We start from the raw sequence: 13,467 nt of genomic DNA, 5'->3' as shown, positions 1-13,467 counted from the left end.
TACAATTAAAGGGATTGAATATTTTGTAGGGAAAGCTCTGTTCCCTTTATACTGGAGGAATTATGAAACATCTACACATGAAGGATCTCATCTTAACAGGTGCCTTATCTGCTGTCTACTTTGTCGGAGTTGGACTTGGAACACTCCTAGCCTTTCTCATCACGCGTTCAGCAAGTACGGAGTTAGCTCCTGCCTTCGCTGCTCTGTTATGCGGAACCATTTACATACTTTTGATTGCCAAGATTCAAAAGTTTGGTGCCATTAGCTTGATGGGTGCTGTTATGTCCCTCTTCTTCTTCTTTTCAGGGCATTTTCTTCTCGCAGTCATCCCTAGTCTAGGTTGTGCACTGTTAGCCGACTGGATTGCAAGTCAAAAAAATTACCTCAGCTCTGGCCTTAATCTTTTATCTTATGTCATCTTTTCTTTTGGCAATCTCGGTCCCATCTTCTTGATGTGGGTTGCTCGTGACGCCTACATTGAAAAGTTACTCGAGCGCGGCAAGGATATGGACTATGTTAATCGAGTCATGATTGAATTTAATCTTGGAAATGTCAGCTATATCTGCGGCAGCATCATCTTATTTGCCATCATCGGCGGTGTCATCGGACAAAAATTAGTTGCTCGTCACTTTCTGACTTCTGGCCTCGTCAAATGAAATTAGACATTCGCAGTAAAATCCTGGTCCTCTTTCTGACCAATTGGGTCCTGCTCTATCATATTGATGGCTGGATTTATTGGTTGGAAGTTGGTCTTATCCTGCTTCTTATGACTGGACTCTACCAGCAGTGGTGCAAGGCTAGCCTCTATACTCTGTACTTTCTAGCTGCGACCTGCTATTCTTTCTTTTTACAGGAAACTTCGGGCAATGGCTGGCAGGTATTCCTATCATTTGTCTTTATCGGTCTTCGTCAGTTACTGCCTTGCTTCATGATGGGAGGGCTGATTTTGACGACTACGTCAAGCTATGAATTGCTACATGGACTCAGAAAATGGCGTCTGCCTGAGCCTCTCGTTTTGACCTTTGGGGTCATGTTGGGTTTCCTTCCGCTATTGCCTGAGCAAGCGCGACTTATTCACCAAGCACTCCGCCTCAGAGGTGTCTTTCTTAAAAAGAGGGAGTGGCTACTTCATCCATTTTTATATGGAGAATACTTGCTGATTCCCCTCCTGATGGCTACTCTTCGTAGGGCACAAGAATTAACCATGGCTCTGATGACCAAGGGCATGACAAGCACACGAAAACCACACGAATTTTTCACCAGCAAATGGAGCTGGTTAGATTGGGGGATTAGTTTATGGAGCATCGGAATGTGCCTCTACATCAGCCTATCATCACTGCTGATGCCTTGACCTTCACCTATCATCCGACCAACCAATTGGCTTGCCAAATTGATTCTCTGAAGATTTTCCCAGGAGAGTGTATCTTGGTTGTTGGTCCTTCCGGCTCTGGTAAATCAACATTTCTCAAATTACTGAACGGCCTTGCCCCTGAATATTTCGGTGGAAGCTTGTCTGGAAAACTGACCATAGCTGGTTTGGAAGTTGGTCAGGAATCTACCGACATTCTAGCTCAGCAAGTTGCCTCTGTCTTTCAACATCCGAGCAGTCAGTTTTTTCATACGATTGTGGAACATGAACTGGTTCTTCCCTGTGAGCAAAAAGAGATGCCTAGACCGGAGATTGCCAAGAAACTTCAAGAAGTATGCCAGAATTTTGAGCTGGAGAATCTCTTAAAACGCTCTATTCATACCTTGTCAGGTGGCGAACAGAAACGACTGGCGCTAGCTTGTGCCAGCATGCAGGATACGCCTATCTTGGTCCTAGACGAACCAACAGCAAACCTAGATGCAGCTGGTGCAGCCACGATTCAAACGCAAATCCAGCAACTCAAGTCCGCTGGAAAAACCATTCTCGTAGCCGAACACCGTCTGAATAACTGGATTGACCTAGCTGACCGCATCCTCTATTTTTCGGAAAGGCGACTGGAAAAGATATTCACTCGAGACAATATCCAGAAAATGTCTCCCGACCAACGAAAAAATCTAGCCTTACGTAGTCTGGATCTGACCGAAGCCAAGCAACACATTCAGCACAAAATTCACCAGTCATCCAAGCTTGAGTCTAAAAATGGACTATTTATTGAAAAACTCCCCGTTCGCACAAAAGGTCAAGCATCTGGTCTGCTTACTGAGCTTGCTGTTCCCGCTGGCACTGTCATCGGACTCGTCGGTGCAAATGGTTCTGGCAAATCCAGTCTCGCTCAGCAACTGGTCGGTCTTCGGGCGGTTCGCAATGAGAGTATCCTCTGGAATGATACTCCCCAGTCTGCGCCAGAAAGACTACAACACATGAGCCTGCTCCTCCAAGATGTCCGCCTTCAACTCTTTGCCCCGACCGTGGAACAAGAGCTCAGACTAGGAAGCACCTCTCTCGACCAGCTTGAATCGATTCGTCAGGCTTTGAAGTTAGACCATTTAATGAATCGTCATCCTGCTAGCTTGTCAGGCGGTGAACAGCAACGTCTCTTGCTGGCAACCAGCCTCCTCAGCGGAAAAGACTTCCTTATATTAGACGAACCAAGTAGCGGACTGGACTACCTTCAAATGCTGGAAGTTGCTCAACTCCTCCAACAAGCCAAACAGCACGGACAAACAATCCTCCTCATCAGTCATGATAGCGAACTTTTAGACCTCGTTTGTGATAGCATCATTGATTTAGAACAGGCACTACAAAAAAATAACCTAGCTTAAAGGCTTGGGTTATTTTTATTGTTCGTCTGTGAATCGTGGAAGCATATTGATGAGAATCTGTGTCATCTGCTCTGCTGTCTCCTTCTTCCCACGGGTAATCCACATCTGGTAAATCCCAAAAATGGCATGGCTGAGATAGACACTATTGTAGAGTTTTTCGATTGGTACCTTGTCCAAATTTGGATAGTCATCGTAAAGCTCTTTTGAAATCATGGTCTGCAATTTGTTGCGAATATAGGTCTGAATTTCCTTGGTTCCGTTCTGTGTTAATAGCGCAGCAAATAAAAACTCTCTGTCCAAAAACTCGAAAATTTCCAGCAAGGCCTTCTCTTTTTGAAATTCATTTTTATCAAAGACATATTCTAATTTGCTAAAAAGAATCTGCTGATAACGGTCTATCATTTCATATTTATCCTTGTAATGCGTATAGAAGCTAGAGCGACTAATGCCCGCAGTCTTGGCTAATTGACTGGTTGAAATCTCATCAAAACTCTGGTGTTTGAGCAAATCTACCATTGCTTGCTCGATTGCTTTTTTCGTCCGCTCTCTCCGATGATCTGTTGCCATAATTTCCCTTTCCAATTTTTTGACAATTTTATACATGATGTCCAAATACCAGTTTTAAAACTTGTTTTTTGTTCTGCTACGTGTATAATATATTCTATCATATTTTTTAAACAATGTGTCTAAAAGAGGTTAACTATGTTAGAAGAATTAAAAGGACTGCTCAAAAAGCCTATGTCCATGATTACCCTGGTCGGAGTCGCTCTGATTCCTACCCTATATAATGTTATTTTCCTATCCTCCATGTGGGACCCCTATGGAAATCTGGAAAATCTCCCCGTCGCGGTTGTCAACCAAGACCACACTGCTACCCTAGACAATAAATCCATCCACATCGGACAAGATATGGTGGACAACATGTCTAAAAACAAGAACCTGGATTTCCATTTTGTTTCTTCAACCAAGGCTGAAAAAGGATTGGAAAAAGGGGACTACTACATGGTTATTACTTTCCCAGAAGATCTTTCTGAGAAAGCTACAACTTTGATGACGAAAAATCCTCAAAAATTGACCATCACCTATCAAACCACTCAAGGTCACAGTTTCGTTTCAGCAAAAATGAGCGAATCTGCCATGGCCAAACTCAAGGAAAAAGTTTCCAAAAGCGTCACTGAGACCTACACTTCTTCCGTCTTCAAAAACATGACCAAGCTCAACTCAGGGATGAATCAAGCTGCAGATGGCGGACAACAACTCCTTGATGGGACAACCAAGCTACAAGATGGTAGCCAAACATTGACAAGTAATCTTAACACTTTGTCCTCATCTATTCAAACCTTCGCAGCAGGTGCAACTACTTTGAATAGCGGTCTTTCTACCTATACAAATGGTGTGGGAAGTCTGGCTTCCGGCTTAGGAACTCTGTCATCAGGTGTCACAGCCTATACAGACGGCGTCAGCCAATTGACAAATGGAGCGCAGACACTGGATAACAAGTCGCAAGAGCTCCTGGCTGGTATCCAGCAGCTCAAGGATGGCTCAAGCGAAATTCAAAAACTCGTCGATGGCTCCAATCGCCTATCAGCTGGTTTGCAAGAATTAGCGACAAAAGTGACTCCATCTAGTGAGCAAACAACAATTCTTGACCAAATCAAGGCTGCTCTTCCAAAAATCAACGATGGCCTACAATCCATCAATAGCCAGCTAAATGCTGGAGAAACCCCTGATACTTCAACAATTGTCACAACTCTGACTACCATTGCCGGGCAAGCTAAAACCATCCTGGCCAACAGCCAAGCGGACAAAACCGCTAGTTTGACAGCCGTCCAATCAACAACTGCTTACCAAGCTATGACAGCTGAACAACAAGCTGAAATCTCAACTGCTATCACGAATGCTCCTTCTAGCACTGCCAGTGCAGCGCAAGCTATTTTGCAAAATGTACAAGCCATGTCTGGCTCACTACAAACTATCCAAGGACAAGTTGCTTCCTTAGGTGACTTAAAAGCAGGTATCAACCAACTTGCAACTGCCTCTAGTCAAGCACTTCCTGGTGCTGCAACAAGTATTCAGACCCTTCAAACTGGCCTATCAAGCGTCAATACTGCTGTTAACCAGCAAATGCTGCCAGGTAGCCAACAATTAGCAGCTGGTATCACGACATTACAAACCAAAGTTTCTGATGGATCTGACCGCCTATTGATAGGGGCTCGTCAGTACACAGGTGGTGTTGCCCAATTGACAAGCGGCGCTCTCACTCTACAAAGCAAATCTGACCAACTCAAGTCTGGTACAGCAAGTGCTTCAGCTGGTGCCGACAAACTCGCAAGTAACTCTGGTCAATTGACAGAGGGAGCTAACAAACTTGCTGATGGCGCTGGACAAATCGCTGACGGCTCAACCAAATTAGCCAATGGCGGTCAAACTCTGACCGATGGTTTAGCCGTTCTCAATGCAGGTACCAACAACCTCACTTCATCATTACGCGCAGCTAGCGAACAGCTTTCTATCGTCTCTACAACAGATGAAAATGCAAAAACGGTTTCTAACCCTGTTACCATCAAACACCAAGACAAAGACAATGTTAAAAATAATGGTGTCGGAATGGCTCCTTACATGATGTCTGTTTCGATGATGGTTGTAGCCCTCTCAGCTAACGTTCTCTTTGCCAAAGCCTTATCTGGTCGTCATCCTGAAAATCGCTGGCAATGGGCCCGCAACAAGCTCTTCATCAATGGTACCATTGCAACTGCTGGAGCCATTATCCTCTACTTTGCAATCCGTATGATTGGTATTGAACCAAGCCACGAAGGCCTCACACTCGGCATGACACTTTTGGCTAGTTGGACACTGATGACCTTAGTAACAGCCTTGGTTGGCTGGCACAATCGCTTCGGTTCTTATGCCTCACTCATTCTCTTGCTCTTGCAACTGGGTTCTAGTGCAGGTACCTACCCAATCGAGCTCAGCCGCTCCTTCTTCCAAAAAATCCAACCTTATCTTCCAATGACCTACTCTGTATCTGGACTGAGAGAAACTATTTCGCTAACAGGAAATGTTTCTTCCCAAATGACGCACCTCGCCTGCTTCCTCGTCGGATTTATGGTACTGGCATTGTTGATCTATCGTGACCAAGAAGATTTATAAAAGAAAAAACGGAGACTTCTCCGTTTTTTCTTTGTCTACATATCAGGTGCATTGCTTACTTGAATCTGGAAATTTCTTCAGTGACAAGCCGCCCTTACACATTTCTACCAACAATGCCGTAATGAATATCGCGTACAAATGCCTGATCAACTGTTTCTAGTTCAGTTTGGAAATTAGCTGTGTCTAGCTGACTCATATCAAAATGCTGACTAATCCGACCACGCATCACATCCAAAAGCCAACCGAGGTCAGTGCCCGTTTCCTTGGTCTGAAGGACATTTTCTGAAATCAAGTGCTCAACCTGTAAATCGAGTTTTGCCATCATACCATACAGCTGACTTCCTATATGAATATGCCCACCTTCACGCGCGACCGTTTCCCAAACCATTTCTTGAGCTTGATTAAGTTGGGTAAACTGCTCATTTTTCAAACGCATACTCTCAGCATCACTCTCTTGAAAGAGCAGGATACCACCCGGCTTTAGAAATTGTCGCAAATAGGCTAGAATTTCTAGCGGATTTTTCTGATACATCAGCACGCGTCGACCGATGATAGCATCAAAGCTCGCCTTGTCAAATAGCAGAGCTGCTATATCCGCTTCTAGGTATTGAATTAGGAAGGAGGCTTTCGACCCCTTTTGCCTGAGACAGAGCCCCACTATTCTGGTCTATGCCGATAAGCTGACCGTTTGCACCCAGCACTTCAGCAGCAAGACGAGTAAACTCGCCGTTCCCACACCCAACATCCAAAACACGCATACCAGGTTTTACCCCTAACTCCAGCAAACGAGTCGAAAAATCATCTCTTTGAAACATCGATTCTCCTTTTCCAGACAATAATTATAACATAAAAACTTACCTATCTAGACTTTTCGTTATCTGAAAATACATTTCGACAACAATTGCTTCTGTCCGACTTGCTTCGATAGTGCTTGTGAAAATGCCAATTTTCCAAGTTGGTAAGATTGGTGGTCTATAGTAGCCATCCCTAGCAATTTACTAGACAAAAGATTTTCCTGACCGATTAAAACTGGGCAAGGTATGTCCAAAGATTGGTAGGCCTCGCGGATACCTGCAGCTACATCATCACTGGTAGCTAAAATCCACTCCAGTCGTGGAAATTTTATCAACTCGTCTACAATGTTTAACCCGTCTTGGATATCATGTATCTGACCAAATGTCGCCAATGGCAGCTCTTCAAACACTTCTTCAAATGCTTGAGTGGCTGCTTTCCATGTGGCAGAGTCTGAATTATTCCGTGAAAAAAGTAAGACTCCCTGTGTCAACCCTTGTTGACTGACAGCTTCAAACATTTCCCGATAGGAGGGCAATCGATTTACATAAGCAGATGATAGGCTAGTTTGCTCTAGTAATTTTTCACAAAGCACAATTTGTCCATATTTTGCATAGTTTTCAATCTCGTCTATCTCAAGTGCACGTGAAGTGAAAATCAAAGCATCAATAGCTCCTTGCCGTAATTGCTCCAAATAGGAACGTTCCAATGTCCGGTGATAATCCGACGGCATCATGACCAATTGATAGTCTGATAGCTTAGCCGCGTCCAACAAACCATTGATCAAATGGGTAAAATATGGATGTCGTGTATGCGGAATGACAACTCCTACCTTGAATGTTTTTCCACGGGCTAGATCTCTTGCAACCTGATTAGGGGCAAAATCTAACTCCGACATTGCTGCAAGTACCTTTCTTCTAGTTTCAACAGATACATGTGGATGATTATTCAAAACACGAGAGACTGTTGACTTTGCAACGCCAACTTTCTTTGCTATATCACTGATAGAGGTCATTCCTGACTCCTTTCTCTCATTACTACTTCAAAAACTGATGGATTCCATACCCTACACCATCATCATCATTTGACTTGGTTACTTGATAAGCTATCGTCTTGATATCCGCCATCGCATTTTCCATAACAATCGGATACCCCACAATTTCTAGCATTGGAATGTCATTATACCCATCTCCAAATGCGGCTGTAGTAGTCTTACTCAGCTTTTCTTTTTTGAAAATATAGTTAATTCCTTTTGACTTTTTCGCATGAGCATGGGTAATCTCTAGATAAAATTTCCCCGAGCGCTGGATACTGACCGCCTTGATGGATAAACTCTGTAAAAACTTCTCCAAAATCTGCATGGTTTCCTCCTCGAAGGTAATCATCATGATTTTGAAAATGTTTATCCCACCTTTGAGAAAAATTGTACCATCTGTTATGAAAGTCGGTTGACACTTGGTTAATTCATATTCATAGCGGATACCTTCATCTATTTTATCACAATACCAGTTGTTCAGATCATAGTAAGAAAGACTGACAAACGGAAAATGCTTTCTCACCTGGTGCAAGATTTCCGCAGTTGTTTGTTGCTGAATAACTTCCGCATGGAGTGGTTGCACGCAGCCATTTTGCCAGCGATAAATCAACCCGCCATTAAAACCCACCTGCACATCCGATAAATCTAGCGCCTCAATCGCTTCTCTCATCTCCATAGGAGAACGCGCTGATACCAAAGTCACAGGAATTTGAGCCTGACGAATCAGGTCAGCATTGGACTTACTTACTCGTCCTTGACTATTCAGTAAAGTCCCATCCATATCCACAAAAATACGCTTGATGTTCATTTGTATTGCCTCACTTTCCATTTATGATTTCATTCTAACTGCTGGAACGCGTTCCATGTCAAGCCTTTTTTTTGATTTTTTTAACCTAAAAAGACTAGAACAACCGTTCTAATCTTTTTAGTTACTATATTTTTGTATCCTCCCTCACTTCTTCAAGGAGGCTTGGTAAAGCTGACGAGTTTTAAAACCTTTGTTCAATATGTCGACCATTTCAGCCTTCCGTTTGGTTTGAGTGGCTTCTTGCTTGGCTGAAAAGACGTAACGAGCCCAGTCTTTTTGGTAGCCCGATGTCAGACTGTCGTAAAAATTCAGAGCCGTTTGGTTTCCTACAAGTGCCTGACGAATATCCTCAATCCGCTCAGCATAATCAGCTACTTTTTTAAAAGCTGCCCGAGTGGATTTTTTTGCTTGGGATAAGCCAAGAAAAGCTGCCCATTATCCGCCAATGATTTATTTTCCAAGACCTGCTCGACGACCGATTTCATTTGTGCCAAGTCATAGACATAGGCGACAAGGAGGTCGGCTTGAGCCAGTTCAGCACTGGTAAAATCAAGCCAGCCATCAAAAGGTGACACTTCCTTGCTTGCTACTAGCACCGCTTTTTTATCAAACCGCTGCAGACCCAGCTTCTTTTCAAGACCTGTATCGGTAGCCCCTAGTAGCTTGTCCAGCCAGCGATTCATCATGCTTTGATGGTCTTTTTTGAGGGTAAAGTAAGACCCACGAATGGTGCCAGCCAGCTTGGACTTCTGACGGGCAAACTTGAACTGGTCTACCAACTCACTCGGTACTTCCATGCCGTCAGACAGCTTGAGACCAACTGCCTGCTTTTTGCGGTCATCCATATCGTACAAGATATTGATGGCTAGTCCATCCTCGTAAAATACGTGCGTCCACAGGATATGGTCCTCCAAAAACAGCTGGGAAATTTCCAGAGGCTTGACTGCGAAGGTCAAATCCCGCTCTTCTTTGAGCAAGCGATCAATGTCTGCCACCAGGTCCGGCTTCTCGGATACAGGTGTCGTCTCAAATGCCACCCTGTATTTATTCCAAAAATAACGGGCTTCATTGGCCACGCATACCGGCCAAGGCAGCAGCTACTGGCGAGCTTTCAAGGCCGGCTGTGGATACTTCTTTAAAGTTGATTATCATCTATTTTCTCCATTTCTTAGATACACTATTATACAAGTTTTCTGAGAAAATGGAAAATCATTGCTACGCTACCTTACCGTCTCCAACTTCCATGTATTCCAGCCGTAGAAACGGATAGCGCCTTGTTGGTCTGTACGAAAAACAGCCATATTTTGGTCGGAAAATCGTGCCAAGGTTTCCTCATGAGGATGTTGGTAGCGATTCTTTTCTCCAGCGGAAATCAAGGCCACCTTAGCCTTAATATGGTCTAAAAATGCGGGGTCAGATGAACCTTTTGAGCCATGGTGCCCTGCCTTCAAGACGTCTACTGCCAGATCAGGATAGGCCTCAATCAACTGCTCCTCCCCCTCTTTTTCCAAATCGCCCGTGAATAAAAATCGCTTATCCAAGAGCTGCCCATACAAGACCACAGAGTCATTATTTCCACCGTCTCCTGCGCCAAAAGGATAGAGAACTTGCAAGTTGGAACCAAAAATCGAAAACTGATGACCCGCCTCAACCGCGTCTACATGAGCTCCAGTTTTTCTGAGAGTTTCTACAAAATCCGCCTTGTTCAAACTCCCCAGAGACACGTAAATCGTCCCAATCCGAAAAGCCTTACTAACAGCCAGTAAATCCCCCACATGGTCCGTATCGGTATGGGTCAAAACCAGACTATCTATCTGCCCAATACCCCGACTACGCAGATAAGGAATGAGCGTCCGCTCCGCATTGACTTCCTGATTTTTGGCCTGCCAGCCCTCCTTAGCCGCAAAACTCACCCGACCACCCACGTCAATCAACATATTTTTCCCCGTCTTATCCCGCAAAAAAATACTATCTCCCTGACCGATATCCACCACCGTTATTTCATTGCTGGGAGGATTTTTTGTGAGGAAAAAAAGCAGAGCTGCACAAGCAAGTAGCCCCGGCGTCCATTTTTTCTGCCCCCACAAATCATATGTCATCCCCAGTAAGATGAGAAGCGCCAGCAAAATAGGAATATCTGGCTTGCCAAACACCAAAGGATGGGGAAAACAATCTGCCAGCGCCAGCATGATTTTTTCCAAAAAGGAAAAGAAAATATTGATCTGGGTCAAGGGATAAATGGCAGAAACCAGAAAAATAGCTGTCAGTCCAGGCAAGAGCAGACTGTCAAACAAGAAAGAAAAAACAAAGGTCAGCAGGATGGAAACCGGCTGAAAACTGTAGAAATAAAAAATCAAAACAGGCAGAACTCCTACTGACAAAGTCAGACTTTCTGTCAGTATTTTCTTGTAACCGGATAATTTTTCAAAGTCAAAAACGGTCAGTAAGAGAGCGTAAGTGAAGCTCAGCACTCCTCCTGCTGTCAAGAGGAAATGTGGGGCGATTAGAAAACAAAGCATGGTCGTTAGAGCAAGATTGTCCAGACGTGTCACGCCAAAATTCCCCACTATTTTTTGAATAAGCGAGCGGATAACCGATACCGAATAGCCTGTCAAACCTGCATAGACAAAAGAAATCGGCAACTGCAACCAGTCCACGATTTCCCGCTGCAGCCCACAACGCAGAAGCAATCGCCTAAAAAGGTCCATAAAAAAGCCAACTTGCATACCCGATAGGGCAAAAAGATGGATAATTCCCAAGCTACTGTAAATATCGCTCATCTCATCAAAATCACTATCCAGATGACCAAATAAAAGCCCGGTCATATAATGATTCATTGGGCTGGGAAAGGTCTGTTTGATATGAACCAAAGCTTGTCTACGCCAACTCGAAATCCATTCCAGAGGATTCCAGCTCCTTTGCGGAGCAATCGCCTTTATCTTTTCAATCCTAACCGTCCTGTAAATCCCTTGTGTCCACAAATAGGCAGCATAATCAAATCCATTGAAATTGCGCCTCCCAGCTGGTTTTTCCACCGTGGCTTCAACTTCTATTGACATCAATTGGGTCAGATTCTGAAAATAGGCCTGCTCTTCTTGAGTCTTTAGTTTGTAAAACACTTGATAGGTTTGCCTCCGAGACTGACCTCGAAAGGATAGGCTGTCTCCATTAACCTTAATGGTATCGGGAAGGATGACTAGTTGTGAAACTTGGTCTGGGGCAGCTGCTTCTCTTGTCAGCGCCAGCCATTTTTCACCGCCAAAAAAGAGAAGACAAAAGAGTAAAATCGGCAAGACTAGCCGCCATTTTCTTCGGTAAATGTTCAGAAATCGGATAGTTAGGCCAGCCGCTACCAGCACCGACCAGACTGAAAATCGGAAAAGGAGAAAATAATAGGCGACCAGCACAAGGGCGAGATGAATGGGGACAATTCCTGTTTTTTTAATCCACTGTGACATACGGACGAATATTTTCCAGAGTCTTGCCGCCAATCCCCGAAACTTGGTTGAGATCGTCAACGGATTTGAAGCCGCCATTAGCTTCTCGGTAGGCAATGATATCCGCCGCTCGTTTGGCTCCAATCCCTGTGATAGTCTGCAAATCAGCTTCTGTCGCTGTGTTCAAATTAACCAAATCCGTATCGGCTGATTCTGCTTCAGCGCTGCTCGTATCCGTCTTTGCCGAGCTATTCACTACCGAAATATTTTCCCCACTAGCAGCGACATAGACCACCGCTTCATCTGACACCTTTTGGGCTAGGTTAATGGACTTCTGGTCTGCATTTGCAGCAAAGCCTCCTGCTGCTGTGAGGGCATCATTTACACGTGCGCCAGCCTTTAATTCATAGAGCCCGGGTTTAGCAACGGCTCCCTTGACATCAACCAGAATGGTGCTGCTTCCCTTTTCATCTAACTTTTCCTCCTTATCCTTTTTTTGAGAGCTGGACGAACTCGTCATTTCAGTTTTAGGAACAGCTGCCACTAGAACGGATTGTTGCTCACTTTTATCCGGCTGACTAAAGACAATAAAACCTCCGACAAGCACCGCCAAACTGACCAAACCAGCCTGCCACTTGTATTCTTTGATAAATTCTAAAATTGTTTCTTGCATAAACTCCTCCTGCTTTATCTATTCGGAAAAAAAAAGAAAAAAACTGGACAAAAGTCTCAGCTTTTTTCTTCTAATTTAATATCTGGATTGATGAAGAAACTGGCGATATAGCTTCCAAGGTAGGTCAGCAACAAGACCAATAATACGATAATGATAATTGGAACTCGATAGATGTAGGTCAACAGATTCAATTTTTTAGTCGTTTGATAGGAAGTCGCCAGTGCATCCAGACGATGAAATTCTGACTCAATACGGCGATTGACTTCTGCAATTCCTGCTTCATCCATGCGTTTAATATCTGAAACATCAATTGGATTGCCAAATACGACGTCCACACGTTCACCCGTCAGCAAACCTTTCAAGGCAGTTGGCCCGACATAATTGGCAGGCATGATTTTAACTTTCGCAGTTTTGGCGATAACGGCCACACCACCCTTTAGCTCGCTACTATGACGACTTCCCGATGGAAACATAACCAAAGAGCGATTGCTTTTTTTCAGCATTTTAACCGAATACTTGAGAACAGCCTGACTTGGATTTTCACGGTCAACTGGAAAGGCTCCGCACTTGCGAATCCACCAACCAAAACCACGGTTGCTGAAGAGCTCTTTTTTAGCCATAAAGATAAATTGCTTGGGTGCGGCACCAAATCCTAGGAAAATCGGATCCCAAAAATTTTTATGGGGAGCGACAAGAATATAGTTCTCGTCTTGGGGTAAAATATTTTCCTTATCATGGTAGTGAACATTGCCATTTACTACCCAGAGTAGAAAGACCAATAGATTTCTCAAAAATGAATAAAACATATACTCTCCTTTTC

At 44.0% G+C, this 13,467-nt stretch carries 12 protein-coding genes and 2 pseudogenes; 4 read left to right on the top strand and 10 right to left on the bottom strand.

Annotated features, from left to right (window positions below; genetic code table 11):
- Positions 1 to 62 precede the first annotated feature (62 nt).
- Genes J2T50_RS00685 through J2T50_RS00675 form a run of 3 tightly spaced genes read left to right on the top strand, consistent with a single transcriptional unit; the run spans position 63 to position 2,751 of the window.
- A complete protein-coding gene (locus J2T50_RS00685; RefSeq protein WP_253362642.1) occupies positions 63 to 656 on the top strand; it encodes an MptD family putative ECF transporter S component in 594 nt (197 codons plus the stop codon).
- Positions 653 to 1,351: an energy-coupling factor transporter transmembrane component T gene (locus tag J2T50_RS00680; RefSeq protein ID WP_253362640.1), complete on the top strand. Its 699-nt coding sequence runs from the start codon at positions 653 to 655 to the stop codon at positions 1,349 to 1,351. Before J2T50_RS00685 ends, J2T50_RS00680 begins: the two co-directional genes overlap by 4 nt.
- The gene (locus J2T50_RS00675) at positions 1,297 to 2,751 is read left to right on the top strand and encodes an ABC transporter ATP-binding protein (protein WP_253362638.1); all 1,455 of its coding nucleotides are present in this window, start codon (positions 1,297 to 1,299) and stop codon (positions 2,749 to 2,751) included. The genes J2T50_RS00680 and J2T50_RS00675 overlap by 55 nt, the downstream gene beginning before the upstream one ends.
- Before the next feature lie 15 nt (positions 2,752 to 2,766).
- On the opposite strand, the gene J2T50_RS00670 is transcribed toward J2T50_RS00675, so the two are convergent.
- Positions 2,767 to 3,318, bottom strand: a complete 552-nt coding sequence (locus tag J2T50_RS00670; RefSeq protein WP_253362636.1) for a TetR/AcrR family transcriptional regulator — start codon at positions 3,316 to 3,318, stop codon at positions 2,767 to 2,769.
- Between the two features lie 135 nt (positions 3,319 to 3,453).
- On the opposite strand from J2T50_RS00670, the gene J2T50_RS00665 reads away from it, so the two are divergent.
- A complete protein-coding gene (locus J2T50_RS00665) occupies positions 3,454 to 5,901 on the top strand; it encodes a YhgE/Pip domain-containing protein (protein ID WP_253362633.1) in 2,448 nt (815 codons plus the stop codon).
- Positions 5,902 to 5,995: 94 nt separating this feature from the next.
- Here J2T50_RS00665 and J2T50_RS00660 read toward each other — a convergent pair whose 3' ends face one another.
- The 9 genes and pseudogenes from J2T50_RS00660 to J2T50_RS00630 form a co-directional block, all read right to left on the bottom strand.
- Positions 5,996 to 6,559: a methyltransferase domain-containing protein gene (locus J2T50_RS00660; protein WP_436299924.1), complete on the bottom strand. Its 564-nt coding sequence runs from the start codon at positions 6,557 to 6,559 to the stop codon at positions 5,996 to 5,998.
- Positions 6,474 to 6,716 (bottom strand): methyltransferase domain-containing protein, encoded by a 243-nt coding sequence (locus J2T50_RS10590; RefSeq protein ID WP_436299926.1) that lies wholly within the window; start codon positions 6,714 to 6,716, stop codon positions 6,474 to 6,476. The genes J2T50_RS00660 and J2T50_RS10590 overlap by 86 nt, the downstream gene beginning before the upstream one ends.
- A gap of 59 nt (positions 6,717 to 6,775) precedes the next feature.
- Positions 6,776 to 7,711, bottom strand: a pseudogene (locus J2T50_RS00655) (LacI family DNA-binding transcriptional regulator); the annotation flags it as partial.
- A 19-nt stretch (positions 7,712 to 7,730) separates the two neighbouring features.
- The gene (locus J2T50_RS00650) at positions 7,731 to 8,537 is read right to left on the bottom strand and encodes an HAD family hydrolase (RefSeq protein ID WP_253362621.1); all 807 of its coding nucleotides are present in this window, start codon (positions 8,535 to 8,537) and stop codon (positions 7,731 to 7,733) included.
- A gap of 144 nt (positions 8,538 to 8,681) precedes the next feature.
- A complete protein-coding gene (locus J2T50_RS10555) occupies positions 8,682 to 8,882 on the bottom strand; it encodes a YdeI/OmpD-associated family protein (RefSeq protein WP_354279938.1) in 201 nt (66 codons plus the stop codon).
- Positions 8,883 to 9,202: 320 nt separating this feature from the next.
- A pseudogene (locus J2T50_RS00645) lies at positions 9,203 to 9,689 on the bottom strand (DUF8821 family protein); the annotation flags it as partial.
- Positions 9,690 to 9,757: 68 nt separating this feature from the next.
- Entirely contained in the window at positions 9,758 to 11,995 is a 2,238-nt protein-coding gene (locus tag J2T50_RS00640; RefSeq protein WP_253362619.1) for a DNA internalization-related competence protein ComEC/Rec2, read from the bottom strand.
- Positions 11,979 to 12,647 carry a helix-hairpin-helix domain-containing protein gene (locus tag J2T50_RS00635; RefSeq protein ID WP_253362617.1) on the bottom strand — a complete coding sequence of 223 codons (669 nt, stop codon included), beginning with the start codon at positions 12,645 to 12,647 and terminating at the stop codon, positions 11,979 to 11,981. The genes J2T50_RS00640 and J2T50_RS00635 overlap by 17 nt, the downstream gene beginning before the upstream one ends.
- A 56-nt stretch (positions 12,648 to 12,703) precedes the next feature.
- The gene (locus J2T50_RS00630; RefSeq protein WP_253362615.1) at positions 12,704 to 13,453 is read right to left on the bottom strand and encodes a lysophospholipid acyltransferase family protein; all 750 of its coding nucleotides are present in this window, start codon (positions 13,451 to 13,453) and stop codon (positions 12,704 to 12,706) included.
- Between the last annotated feature and the right edge of the window lie 14 nt (positions 13,454 to 13,467).

Origin of the sequence: Streptococcus gallinaceus (genome assembly GCF_024170225.1) — a bacterium.
Classification (GTDB): domain Bacteria; phylum Bacillota; class Bacilli; order Lactobacillales; family Streptococcaceae; genus Streptococcus; species Streptococcus gallinaceus.
The sequence above is the reverse complement of the archived record's forward strand: the minus strand, read 5'-3'. Positions and strand labels throughout refer to the sequence as shown.

Coding starts and splice junctions, on each gene's coding strand:
- J2T50_RS00685 (WP_253362642.1), top strand. CDS start 63: ATGAAACATCTACACATGAAGGATCTCATCTTAACAGGTGCCTTATCT.
- J2T50_RS00680 (WP_253362640.1), top strand. CDS start 653: ATGAAATTAGACATTCGCAGTAAAATCCTGGTCCTCTTTCTGACCAAT.
- J2T50_RS00675 (WP_253362638.1), top strand. CDS start 1,297: ATGGAGCATCGGAATGTGCCTCTACATCAGCCTATCATCACTGCTGAT.
- J2T50_RS00670 (WP_253362636.1), bottom strand. CDS start 3,318: ATGGCAACAGATCATCGGAGAGAGCGGACGAAAAAAGCAATCGAGCAA.
- J2T50_RS00665 (WP_253362633.1), top strand. CDS start 3,454: ATGTTAGAAGAATTAAAAGGACTGCTCAAAAAGCCTATGTCCATGATT.
- J2T50_RS10590 (WP_436299926.1), bottom strand. CDS start 6,716: ATGTTTCAAAGAGATGATTTTTCGACTCGTTTGCTGGAGTTAGGGGTA.
- J2T50_RS00650 (WP_253362621.1), bottom strand. CDS start 8,537: ATGAACATCAAGCGTATTTTTGTGGATATGGATGGGACTTTACTGAAT.
- J2T50_RS00640 (WP_253362619.1), bottom strand. CDS start 11,995: ATGTCACAGTGGATTAAAAAAACAGGAATTGTCCCCATTCATCTCGCC.
- J2T50_RS00635 (WP_253362617.1), bottom strand. CDS start 12,647: ATGCAAGAAACAATTTTAGAATTTATCAAAGAATACAAGTGGCAGGCT.
- J2T50_RS00630 (WP_253362615.1), bottom strand. CDS start 13,453: ATGTTTTATTCATTTTTGAGAAATCTATTGGTCTTTCTACTCTGGGTA.